The 11819-nt window shown below is 75.0% G+C and carries 10 protein-coding genes; 2 read left to right on the plus strand and 8 right to left on the minus strand.

What is annotated here, in order from left to right; all coding sequences use genetic code 11:
• Positions 1 to 54 precede the first annotated feature (54 nt).
• Entirely contained in the window at positions 55 to 1038 is a 984-nt protein-coding gene (locus tag ACZ60W_RS28850; RefSeq protein ID WP_469758310.1) for a glycosyltransferase family 2 protein, read from the minus strand.
• A gap of 126 nt (positions 1039 to 1164) precedes the next feature.
• Between ACZ60W_RS28850 and ACZ60W_RS28855 the strand changes: the two genes are divergently transcribed.
• The gene (locus tag ACZ60W_RS28855; protein WP_469758311.1) at positions 1165 to 3534 is read left to right on the plus strand and encodes a YfhO family protein; all 2370 of its coding nucleotides are present in this window, start codon (positions 1165 to 1167) and stop codon (positions 3532 to 3534) included.
• A gap of 11 nt (positions 3535 to 3545) precedes the next feature.
• Here the strand turns inward: ACZ60W_RS28855 and ACZ60W_RS28860 are convergent, their stop codons facing one another.
• The 7 genes from ACZ60W_RS28860 to ACZ60W_RS28890 form a co-directional block, all read right to left on the minus strand.
• Entirely contained in the window at positions 3546 to 4196 is a 651-nt protein-coding gene (locus ACZ60W_RS28860) for a GNAT family N-acetyltransferase (protein ID WP_469758312.1), read from the minus strand.
• A complete protein-coding gene (locus ACZ60W_RS28865) occupies positions 4193 to 4372 on the minus strand; it encodes a hypothetical protein (RefSeq protein WP_469758313.1) in 180 nt (59 codons plus the stop codon). The genes ACZ60W_RS28860 and ACZ60W_RS28865 overlap by 4 nt, the downstream gene beginning before the upstream one ends.
• Positions 4373 to 4512: 140 nt before the next feature.
• Complete coding sequence (locus ACZ60W_RS28870; protein WP_469758314.1) at positions 4513 to 5517, minus strand: AraC family transcriptional regulator; 1005 nt, start codon at positions 5515 to 5517, stop codon at positions 4513 to 4515.
• Between the two features lie 188 nt (positions 5518 to 5705).
• Positions 5706 to 6089: an LppU/SCO3897 family protein gene (locus tag ACZ60W_RS28875; protein ID WP_469758315.1), complete on the minus strand. Its 384-nt coding sequence runs from the start codon at positions 6087 to 6089 to the stop codon at positions 5706 to 5708.
• Between the two features lie 131 nt (positions 6090 to 6220).
• Complete coding sequence (locus ACZ60W_RS28880) at positions 6221 to 7801, minus strand: protein kinase domain-containing protein (RefSeq protein WP_469758316.1); 1581 nt, start codon at positions 7799 to 7801, stop codon at positions 6221 to 6223.
• Positions 7798 to 8403 carry a hypothetical protein gene (locus tag ACZ60W_RS28885; protein WP_469758317.1) on the minus strand — a complete coding sequence of 202 codons (606 nt, stop codon included), beginning with the start codon at positions 8401 to 8403 and terminating at the stop codon, positions 7798 to 7800. The genes ACZ60W_RS28880 and ACZ60W_RS28885 overlap by 4 nt, the downstream gene beginning before the upstream one ends.
• 119 nt (positions 8404 to 8522) lie before the next feature.
• Complete coding sequence (locus ACZ60W_RS28890; RefSeq protein WP_469758320.1) at positions 8523 to 10583, minus strand: N-6 DNA methylase; 2061 nt, start codon at positions 10581 to 10583, stop codon at positions 8523 to 8525.
• 265 nt (positions 10584 to 10848) lie between these two features.
• On the opposite strand from ACZ60W_RS28890, the gene ACZ60W_RS28895 reads away from it, so the two are divergent.
• Positions 10849 to 11643 carry a DUF4190 domain-containing protein gene (locus tag ACZ60W_RS28895; RefSeq protein ID WP_469758318.1) on the plus strand — a complete coding sequence of 265 codons (795 nt, stop codon included), beginning with the start codon at positions 10849 to 10851 and terminating at the stop codon, positions 11641 to 11643.
• Positions 11644 to 11819 lie beyond the last annotated feature (176 nt).

Raw genomic sequence — 11819 nt, forward strand, 5'->3', positions numbered from 1 at the left:
ACGTTGAACGACCTTGCGGTGATCGATGGTAGGGAGTCGCCGGGGCCGGAGCCACTACTTCGGTGCGACTGTTTCCCACAACGACTCACCCGTCACCCGGGTGTCGGCCGGTTCCGCACCTCCGCCGGTCTCCTGCAGCAGGTAGTGCGGCCTCCGCTTCACCTCGTAGTAGATGCGGCCGACGTACTCGCCGATCAGGCCGACCATGACCATCTGGACGCCGGCGAGGGCGGTGACGGCGACGAGGAGCGTCACGTAGCCGGGGGTGTCGACGCCGTGGGCGAGGGCGTCGGCCACGATCCAGGCGGCGTAGCCGAGGGCGACCACGAGGAGGAGCAGTCCGAGGTGGACGGCGGCCCGCAGCGGCTTGTTGTTGAAGGAGAGGAGTCCGTCGAGCCCGTAGTTGAGGAGCTTGCCGAAGCTCCACTTCGAACGCCCCTGCTCGCGGACGGCGTTCTCGTAGGCGAAGGTCGTGGTGCGGAAGCCGACCCAGGAGAACAGCCCCTTGGAGAAGCGGTTGTACTCCCCGAGGCCGAGGACCGCGTCGACGGTGCGGCGGGAGAGCAGCCGGAAGTCGCCGACCCCGTCGACCAGCTCGACGTCCACCAGGCGGTTGACGGCCCGGTAGTACAGGCGGGCGGTCAGGGTCCGGGTGACGCGGTCGCCGTCGCGGGTCCGGCGGGCGACGACCTGGTCGTACCCCTCGGCGTGCAGGGCGACCATCCGGTGCACCAGCTCGGGCGGGTGCTGGAGGTCGGCGTCCATGATCACGACGGCGTCTCCGGCGGCGTGCCGGAGGCCGGCCAGCATCGCGGCCTCCTTGCCGAAGTTGCGGCTGAAGGAGACGTAGCGGACGCGTCCGGGGTCGGTGGCGGCGAGGCGCCGCAGCAGCGGGAGGGTCCCGTCCCGGCTTCCGTCGTCCACGTAGACGATCTCGAACTCGCCTTCTAGGCGCACGAGTTCGTCGGTCACGCGGGCGTGGAAACGGGTGAGGACGTCCTCCTCGTTGAAGCACGGGACGACGATCGAGAGCAGCACGCGGACCACGACAACGGGGCGCGGTGTCCCGGCCGGTCCGCACGGATGGCCTGCAGACGGCGATTGCGTGAACGGGCCCTCCGGCAGCGGAACCCCGCGCCGGGACGCTGGCATATTCGAGCCGTCATGCCGAAATCCACGCGCCCGTGCCTGCTCGCCGCCCTGCTCTCCGCCCTCGCCGTGTGCGGCGGCGACGCCGTCGCCCGGGTCTTCCCCTTCGGCCCGCGCCACCGGGCCGTCAACGACCTCGCCAACCAGTTCGTGCCGTTCCACGCGCACCTGTGGGACCTCCTGCACGGCCGGGCGGACGGCGGCCTGATCGACTGGCAGGCGGGCTGGGGCACCAGCTTCCTGCCCGACTACGGCACCTATCTGTCGAGCCCCTTCGCCCCGCTCGTGGCCCTCGTGCCGCGCGGCGACGTCGAGTACGCCGTGTACGCCCTGACCGTCCTCAAGACCGCGGTCGCGGCGGCGGCCATGACCTTCCTGCTGCGCCGCCTCGGACCGGGCGCCTGGTGGTGGGCGGCGGTCCTCGGCGCCTCCTACGCCCTGTGCGGCTGGTCGCTCGCCGAGGGCACGTACAACCCCATGTGGCTCGACGGCCTCGTCGCGTTCCCCCTGCTCTGCCTCGTCGGCGAGTGGTGCCGGGAGGCGCGCGGGCCGCTCGCCGGCCCGCTGCTCGTGGCGGTCTGCTGGGTCGCGAACTTCTACACCGCGTACATGGCGACGCTCGGCGCCTGCCTGGTCCTCCTGGTCCGGCTGGCCGTCACGGGAACCGGCCGCGCGGCGGCGGTCCGGGCCCTCGGCCGCGGCGCCCTGACCACCGCGCTCGGCATCGGCCTCGCCGCGCCCGTCCTCGTCCCGGTCTTCCTCGGCTCGCGCCACGCCCATCCCGGCGTCGTGCGCGACTTCGCCCCGGCGGCCGGCACGGACGTGCTCGCGCGCCTCCTCCCCGCCACGTACGGCTTCGCGACCCCGGCGGCCTTCGTCTGCACGGCGGTGCCGCTGCTCGCGGCGGCGCTGCTCTTCCGCCGGGACGTGCCCGGCCGGGAGCGGTGGCTGTGGGCGGGCCTGTGCGCGGCGGTGGCGGCGTCGATGCAGTGGGGCCCGACGCACCTCCTCTGGCATCTCTTCGCGACCCCGAACGGCAGCCCGTACCGCCAGACCTTCGTCCTCTCCGGCGTCCTCGTCCTCGCCGCCTGGACCGGCCTCGCGCACGGCCTCCCGGACCGCCGGGCCCTGCTCGGCGGCGCCGCCCTCGTCCTGGTCCTCGGCGCCGGGGCCCTGCCCAGCGACCTGGTCACCCCCTGGGCGCTGCTCCTCGCCGCCGGGGGCCTCGCGGCCGTGTCGGGCGCGCTGCTGCTCCCCCGCCGGGGCCGGTACGGGGTGCTCGCCGCGGTCCTGGTCACGGGCACCCTGCTCGGGCAGGCGGCGGCCACGACGGCGTACGCGGACCACGAGCGGCTCGTCCGGCTCGACGACTATCCGCCGTGGGGCGCGGAGCACGCCCGGCGGGCGGCCGCGCTGACGGCGGCCGAAGACTGGCCGGCGTACCGCACGGACCCCGGACTGCCCCGGGTGGCGGGCAACGACCCGCTGCTCCTCGGCGGCCAGAGCGGCGCCTACTACAGCAGCCACACGCCCGCCGTGCTGACCGCCACGGCCACCGCGCTCGGCGGCGGCTGGACCTCCCGCGGCCGCAACCTCCTGGGGCTGGACAACCCGGTGACGGACGCGCTGTTCGGGGTGGGGGCGCGGTGGCGGGACGGCGCCGTCGTCCGCACCGCGGCACGGCTGCCACTGGTGACGGTGCGCCCGCCGGGCCCGGCCCCGGTGTACGGCCCGTCGCCCTTCCGCAACCAGGAACTCCTGCTCGGCGCCCCGGTGTACGGGGCCCCGCGCGGCGCCGTCTGCCCCGTCGGCACCGAGGTGTTCCTCTGGGCGCCGGACGCGAGCGGCACCGCGCGCCTCGGCGACCGCGACGTCCGCCTCCTCGGCGGCCGGCCCCGGCGCAGCGCCGCCCTGGCCTCGCTGGGCGTCCAGCGCACACCGGGCACGCCGGTGCTCCTGCGGGACGGCCGGGCCGCCGAACGGCCGGTCCTGCCCGGCTCCGGCGCCGAGGTCGGCTGCCTGGACCACGGCCGTCTGCGATCGGCGGTCACCGCCCTGCGCGCCCGGGCCGCGACCTCCGTGCGCATCACCCCGGACGGTCTGCGCGCCACGCTCCCGGCGGGCGGCGGCACGGCGGTCGTCGCGGCCCCGCGCCTCGCCGGCTGGCGCTGCGACGGCGCCCCGGCCCGCTCCTACGGCGGCCTCCTCGCGGTCGCCCTCCCGGACGGCCGCACCGAACTCTCCTGTGCCTTCCGCCCGCCCGGCCTCCGCGCGGGGGCCGCCCTGGGCCTGGCGGCGGTGCTCGCCCTGCTGCTCCGGCACACGGCGGGCGCCGTCCGCGTCCGGCGGCGGGCCGCCGCCTCCCGCGCGGGCGCCGGCGGCTGACGCACCGCCGCTCAGCCGGCCGGGATGCCGAAGAGCTCCTCGCAGCCCCGCAGGCCGCTCACGGTCACTTCGGGACGCTCCGTGCGCTCCCAGTCCTCGCGGGAGAGCCGGAACCGCTGCGACTCGACGACCTCGCCGCGCACGACGTCGCGGGTGATGCCGTCCGGGCGGTAGCCGATCTTGCGGGAGACGGTCACCGAGGAGAGGTTCTCGGCGAAGGACGCGGACGTCGCCGACACCGTCCCCAGCTCCGCGAACGCCAGGTGCAGCATCCCGAGCCGCATCTCGGTCCCGATCCCCCTGCCCTGGTGCTCGGCGCCGAGCCACGAGCCGGAGACGATCTCGCGGCGCACCCCGAAGCCGGCGGCCCGCATGTTCTGGACGCCGACCGGCCGGCCCTCGTGGAAGGCGACGAGGTCGAGCGCCCAGTCCTCCGGCGTCCAGCGCCCCAGCTTGGCCCAGTGCTCCTGGAGGACGTACCGGGCCCGCCCCCGCGGGGGCAGCTCCGTCCATCCGTTCAGGAAGGTCCGGGTGCCCGCGCCGCTCACCCCCCGGGCCGCCGCCTCGGCGACCTCACCGAGCTCGTCCTCGGAGGGGAGCCTCAGCTCCAGCCGGGGGGTCCGTACGCGCAGGGCCTTGAGCGGCCAGTGGTGGGTGATCACCGCACGAGTCTGCCGAGCGGCCCCGGACGGCGCACCCCCGTTTCCGGGAGCGCGGTCCGCTGGTGGAGGGCGCCCAGGAAGCCGGGGTCGACGGACACGGCCGCCGCCCGCAGTTCCTCGCCGAGGGCCGGCCACGCCGGGTCCTCGACCTCGGTCAGCTCGTTCAGTCCGCGCACCGGTGCACGCTCGCACGGTCACGTCCGCAGCCGAACCCGGCCAGGTCCCAGACCTGCTGGTCGGCGTCCCTCTTCCGCCTCGTCATGATGCCTCCCCCGTCCTCGCGGTGGTCGTCCGCACGGCTCCGAGCCTAGGAAGATCACGGTCCGGGCGCTGTGCCCCCGGCGCTGCCTTCGTTGACGCTCAGCGCACGCGCGCGGTACTCGGTGGGGCTGACCCCGAACGCCTCCCGGAAGGACCGGCTGAAGACGGCCGGTCCGCTGAACCCCCAGCGGGCGGCGATCGCCTGGACGGGGTACGCGAGGAACTCGGGCCGCTCCAGCTCGGCCCGGGCCCGCTCCAGGCGCCGCCGCCGGACACGGGCCTGGACGGTCTCCCCCTCGCCCCGGAAGAGCTGGTGGAGGGTGCGCACCGAGAGGTTGTGGTGGGCGGCGACGGCGACGGGCGTCAGGTCCGGGTCGCCGAGGTTGTACTCGATGAAGGCGTGGATCCGGCGGAGCAGCGTCCTCGTCCGGATCTCGGCCGGCAGCCGGTGCTCGGCGTCGAGGTGGGCGGCGAGGGTGGCGGCCGCGAGGTCGACCGCCGTCGAGCCGATCCGGCGCAGCTCCTCGGGTCCGCAGCCGCCGCCGTGGGCGACCAGGGAGCGCAGGAAGTCGGCGAGGACCGCCCCGGAGCCGGTGCCGCCGGGCATCCGGTGGGCGAGGAGGCCGTCGAGCCGGGCGGCCCGGAGCGGCAGGATGTCGCGCGGGAGCTGGAGGATGACCAGCTGTCCTGGCTCGCCCTCGGAGACCGACCGGGCGTCGGAGGGCCGCGAGGTGTCCCAGAAGACCAGGTCCCCGGCCTCGGCCTCGCAGTCGTTGCCGTTCTGGACCAGGGTCATGGCCCCCCGGCTCACCAGGGCGAGCTGGTACTGCTCGGGGTCGCCGCGCCGGATCAGCGCGGGGGTGCGGCGCGAGCGCAGCGGCGAGTAGGCGACCCGGGACACCTGGGGTCCGCCCAGGTCGAGCACGGCCGCCTCCGCGGTGAAGTCGGCGGTCCGGTCGCTGCTGAGGGCGGTGGGCATGACCTCCCGGGAGATCATGTCCGCGAACCACTCGAACCGGTCCCTCTCGGGGAGGTCCCCCGACGACACCACCGACCACATCGTTCGCTCCCCCCGGCTCGCCACCTCCACGACAGTGGCCAGAACGCATCGGCTCGAACGGCAACACGGCCCCGTTTCATTCCCGTTCGGCGCCGCAGCGGGTCTCCGTCCCGGCCGACCGTGCGGGTCCGGGCAGCGCGAGAGGGCCGGAACCCGTCGGGTTCCGGCCCTCTCGGAGGTGCGGGGTGTTACTTCTTGACGACCTCTTCGAGGCAGAGGACGAACTTGTCCGAGTCGAGCTGCTGCGCGAGGGCGGAGAGCTCCTGGCCGCACTTGTCGAGGTCGAAGGTGTCGTCGTAGACCTTCACGACCTTGAAGAGGTCGGCCTTGCCGGAGGAGCAGTCCTCGGTGTCGACCTTGGGGTCGTTGTCGGGACCGGTCACCGTGACGCACTCGCCGGCCTTGGCGTGCACCGGCGCGTCGCCCGTGAGGATGGGCAGCCCGAACTTCACGGCGACGGCGATGATGATCGCCACGATCACGCCGCCGACCTTCTTCAGGATCGCGCTGCCCTTCTTGGCGGGCGCGGCGGGCTGCTGCTCGGGGGTGAGGGGCGCGGACGGCGTCGTCATGAGGGATTCCTTGGGGACGCGGACATGATCAGACGCGAACGTTACATGCAACAAATCAGACAATAAGGATCATGAAGATCCAGTTCCCGATCAGATGCCGAGTCGTGATCCTGGCGCCCCGTCAGGACCCCTCAGGGGCGCGGCCCGAGCTGCCGCTGATGGTCCAGCACCCGGCGCAACTCCACCGGAAGCGGGTGATACGGACCGTACGCGCGCTCCGCGTCGAACAACAGCCGGCCGAGCTGGTCCTGCCCCGCCGCGTGCTCGCCCGCCGCCACGAGCAGCAGCCCGATCCGCTGGCGGATGTCGAAGGAACGGGCGAGATCCCGCTCGTAGTACGGCAGGACCGCCCGGAACTCCGCCAGCGCGGCCGCCGACTCGCCCAGCTGCTCCAGACAGAGCGCCGCGTCGTACCGGAACTGCAGCGTCCCCGGGTCCGCCGGACCCGCCTCCGCGTCGCGGTTCTCCGCGAGCCGGCGCAGCTCCGGCAGCGCCCGCCGGTACTGGCCGTCGTCCATCAGCGTCGAGGCGTACTGCTTGCGCAGGATGTGGACCACCGGCGACCGCTCCCCGTGCTCGGCCGCCGCCCGCGGCAGGATGCCGCCGAGCAGGTCCACGGCCTGGGTCAGCGAGCCCTCGCCCAGCAGCCGCTTCACCTCGTCCACGGCGGCGGCGAGGTCGGTGCGCCCGGAGACGTCCGCCCGCAGCCGGGGATCGGTGCGGGGGTCCGCCGGACGCGTGGCCGGCTGCGGGGGCACCTGGGGCGGCAGCGGCACGGGGACCTGCGCGGGGACGGCCGCGGGCCGCGCCGGCCAGGGTGCGTGCGGCCGCAGGAACGGGCGGGTCGGGTCCATCGGCCCCGTCGGGGCGCCCCGCGCCGGAAGGAGCGGCAGCAGGTGCTCGTACACCTCGTGCGCACCGGACGGCCTGCTCCGCGGGTCCTTGGCGAGCAGCCGCAGGACCAGGGCCTCCAGCGCCTCGGGGACCTCGGAGCGCAGCTGCCGGATCGGCACGGGCGGCTCGTACAGGTGCCGGTGCAGGACGCCGAGTGCGGTGGAGCCGGCGAACGGGACGTCCCCGCTGAGCAGTTCGTGCAGCAGGACACCGAGCGCGTACAGGTCGGTGGACGGGCCCACGGCTCCGCCCATCGCCTGCTCCGGCGCCATGTAGGCCGGGCTGCCGATCTGCGAACCGGTCTGGGTGAGGCGGGTGGTGTCCGTGTCCAGGACGGAGGCGACGCCCATGTCGAGGACCGTCACCGCCCCGTCCGGGCGGACCATCACGTTCCGCGGCTTGAGGTCGCGGTGCACGATCGGCACCGCATGGACGGCGGCGAGCACCGCGCACAGCTGCGCGGCGACGCAGACGGCCCACTGCCAGGGGTACGGGGAGTGCTCGGCGAGGTGGTCGGCGAGGTCCGCGCCCTCCACGTACTGCATGACGAGGTAGAGGTCGTCGCCGTCGCTGCCCGCGTCGTGGACGGTCACCAGACCCGGGTGGTCGACCTGCGCGGTGACCCGGCACTCGCGCACGAACCGGCGCCGCAGCTCCTCGGCCGCCGTGGCGGGGCCGGTCATGGTCGCCGGGCGGAGCAGCTTCACCGCGACCCGGCGGTCGAGCCGTCCGTCGTAGGCCGTCCAGACCTGGCCCATGCCGCCCTGGCCGATGACGGCGGAGAGCTCGTAACGGCCGCCGATGACACGCCCGTTCACCGCCGGTCTTCGCCTTCCGGAGTCTCCTTGCGCAGCAGGTCGCTCAGCTCGTCGAGCTCGGCGCGGACCTGCGCGATCCGGGGCGCGGGGGGCGTGCCGGGCGGCGGCGTGGCGGCACCGGGCGGCGGGGTCGCCGGGCGGGGCGCGGGCCGGGCGTCGAGATAGGGGTTGGGGGGTCCGGCCGGGCCCGGCACCGTGACGGCCGAACCGTCGGCGCCGTAGGGGCGGTACGCCGGGGGCGCCTGGTCCGGGCGCGCGCCGCGGCGCTCGTAGTGGCGGATCTCGGCGACCAGGTAGTAGGTGACCGAACCGGCCGCCAGGACCGTGATCGTGCCGATCCCGACGAACGCCTCCAGCGTGGTGCCCTCCTCCTCGCCGGTGGCCGCGGCATAGGCGAAGAGGCCGGAACCGGCCAGGAACGCCAGGCCGAACAGGACCCAGTCCAGCGTGCGGCGGGTCACGATCGCCAGCCGCAGCAGCGGGGCCCAGGCCAGGAAACCGCAGCTGAGCAGCGGGAGCGCGGCGAAGAGCACGCGCAGGGCGATCAGGCCGCCGGAGGCGGGACTCTTCTGCGGCTGCGGGGCCTGCGGGGGGCCGTACATGTCGGCTGCTCCTGCTCGGACGGATCGGGATGCGGAGACGAGCGTATACACCGATCCGGACAACGGCTCCGGGATACCCGGAACCGTTGTCGAAGAGAGCGCCCGGCGGACCCCGCGGGTCAGGGGGCGACCGTGCCGTCCGCCAGCCCGTCGTACAGCCCCTGCACCAGCTGGTCGCCGAGCCGGGACGTCTCGCGGAGCGCCTGCTCGAAGGCGTCCAGGGCGCGGAACCGCTCGCCGAAGCGCCGCTGTTCGGCCAGCGGCAGCCGCGGCAGCTGAAGGCGCCGGACGTCGAGCCGGGTCGCGGTGGAGGCGTAGCTGCTGGCCTGCCGGTTGTTGGCGGTGGCCCGGAGGAATCCGGCCAGGAACCAGGGGTCGAGGGTCGCCGGGTCGGGGCGCAGCAGCTGGAGGTTGCGGCCGAGCGCGGCGCCCTCGGCCGAGGCGTCCACGACCCGGACGGCCGCGCCGCCGCCCAGGACGGGGACGACGACGTCCCCGGCGACGAGCAGCACCGGGTCCTCGGACGGGCCGTCGGGCAGCGTCCCCGAGGGCGGCTGCGCGGCCAGCACGTCGTGGTCGGTCAGGACGGGCACCGGGGAGCCGGCGGGGGCCGTGCCCGCGCCGCCCGCGCGCAGGGTCAGGGCGCCGGCCCTGGCCAGCTCGCCGACGGTGGTCGTGGGGCGGCCGACCGGACCGCCGCCGGCGGTGGCCGGGTCGGTCACGGGCGGCGGGGTCAGCTCCCTGGTCCGGTGCAGGGTCTCCGTCAGCCGCTCGCGCACCCCGGCCAGTTGGTCGGCCCCCTCGGCGGCGGCCGGCGGCGGGAGATGGCGGGCGGGGGCGAGGTCGACGTCGTCGTCGAGGAGCTCGATGACGGGGACGGACCGGCTCGCGCCGGGGACGGCGGTGACGCTCCCGTCCCGGTCGAAGGGCTGCCACGCCCGCAGCACGGCGGTCCGGACGGCCGGCCAGTCGATCCGGTCGCGGGCGTCGCGGGCCGGGCCCGTGTGCTCGGACGCGGTGTCGACGAGGAGGAGTTCGGCGGGCGGGCGCTCCCCCGGGGCGGGGCGGCGCAGCACCCACAGGTGGAGCGGGATGCCGTAGGGGGGCGCGGCGCCGGCCGGGAGGGCGACGACCGCGCGCAGGGCGCCCCGGCGGAGCAGGTCGGCGCGGATCCGGCGGCCCGAGCGGCGGGACGCGGCGGCGGGCGGCATGAGGAGGACGGCGGTGCCGCCGGGCCGGAGCCGGGCCAGGGCGTGCTGGACCCAGGCGAGTTCGGACTCCGTGCGGGCCGGGAAGCCGTACTCCCAGCGCGGGTCGTAGGCCAGTTCGTCGTGGCCCCAGTTGCGCTCGTTGAACGGCGGGTGGCAGAGGACGGCGTCCGCGGCGAGCGAGGGGAAGGCGTCGGCGCGCAGGCTGTCGCCGGACCGGACGCGGATGTCGGCGTCCGAGGCGAGCGCCAGGCGCAGGGCGGTCAGGGCGGCGAGGTCGGGGTCGGCGTCCTGTCCGCAGAAGGCGCCGGGCCGCGCGACCGCGGTGAGCAGGCTGCCGGTGCCGCAGGCGGGGTCGAGGACGGTGAGCGGGGCGTCGCCCTCGCCGGTGGGCGGCGGTGCGGCGAGCGCCGCCATGAGGGCGGCGGGGCCGGGCGGGGTCAGGGTGTACTGCCGCGGGTTGGCGTCGAGGTGACGGCCGAGCAGGAACTCGAACGCCGGACGCACTCCGTCCTCCGCCGCCAGTTCCGCGGCCCCCCGCAGCAGGGGGACGGAGGGGGCGAGCGCGGCGCTGGTGGGGGTGTGGACGGGCCGTCCGGGGCCGAGGCGCTCGCCGAGCGTCTCCTCCAGGGCGACGGGCAGCACCTCGACGAGCCGGTCGTCGGGCAGTTCCGCCAGCGCCGGCCAGGCCGCGGACCGCTGCCGTACGAGCAGGAGGGCGCAGCCGGCGTGGACGAGGGCGGTCACGGCGCCCGCCGGATGGCCCGCGATCTGCTGCCAGACCCGCTCGCGGAGCGGGACCTCGGCCAGCTTGCCCTGCTCGCGGAGCCACTGCTCGACGTCGGCCAGGGCGAAGGAGGGGCTGGTCTCCGTGCCCCCGACGGGCTTGGGGAAGTCGGCGTGGCGGCGGCGCCAGTTGCTGACGGCCGCCCGGCCGACCCCGGCCAGCCGGGCGATCCCGGCGGCGGTCACCTCGGCGCCGCCGGCCTCCGTCCCGCCCGCGTCTCCGCCGCCCACGTCTGCTGCGCGCTCCGGCACGTGACCCATCTCCCCTGTTTCGCCCGCTGGATCGTCCTGCTCGTCCTCGTGTGACCCCAATCCTACTGAGGAACTGCTCAGCCACCACTTCACAGTGTGAGTCGATCTGTTTTTTGTGAACCGTGTTGACTCGGTTCACAAGCTCTGTTGTGATTGACCCATCGCGCCAGACAGTCTCATCGTCCGGGAGGACACACCCATGTCGTACGACACCCAGGTCCCGCCTGCCGCTCCGCAGGTCATGCGCAACGGGCTCGGCACCGCCGCCCTGATCCTCGGCATCATCGGCACGGTCTCCGGCTTCCTCCCCTTCCTCTTCTGGCTGGCCGGCATCCTCGGCGTGATCGCGCTGATCCTCGGCCTGGTCGCCAAGGGCCGCGTGAAGCGCCGCGAGGCGGACAACAAGGGGGTGGCCCTCACCGGCGTCATCCTGGGCCTCGCGTCCCTGGTCCTCTCGGTGGTCGGCGCGGTCATCGTGGTCACGGCCGTCAGCGACGCGGTCGACGAGATCGACAAGACCATCAAGGACTCGGCCCCGAAGGACCCCTCCCCGAGCGCGGCGGGCAAGGCGCCCGCGGCCGACGCGGGCAAGGACAAGGGCGCGGGCCTGGCGGACGGCGACTCGTCCGTCTACGACGACGACGTCAAGGTCACCGTCTCGGACCCGAAGCCCTACTCCCCGGGCGAGTTCGCGATCGGCCACACCAAGGGCAACAAGGCGTACCAGGTGACCGTCGTCATCGAGAACGGCGGCAAGGAGAAGTTCGACACCGCTCTGGTCTCCTTCAGCGCCACCGCCGGCGCGAACGGCGTCGCCGCCGAGCAGATCGTGGACGACAAGACCGGCGCGGGCTTCGAGGGCACGATCATGCCCGGCAAGAAGGCCACCGTCACCGTCGCCTTCGACGCCCCGAAGGACGCGAAGGACCTGACCGTCGAGGTCAACCCCGGCCTCACCTACGACTCCTCGCAGTGGGAGCTGAAGATCGGCTGACCCGGCGGGAGGCCGGCCGGGCCCGCCCCGACCGGCCGACGCCGGTCACCGCGGTCCGGCACGGGCCGGCACCGCGGAACCACCGTCCGGCACGGCCGGGCACACCAGGACCCGGGGGGGGGGGGGGGGGGGGGCACGGGGCGCGAGACCCCTCGGAGGGACACGGAAGACAAGAG

Source organism: Streptomyces sp. NPDC104202, assembly GCF_055584185.1.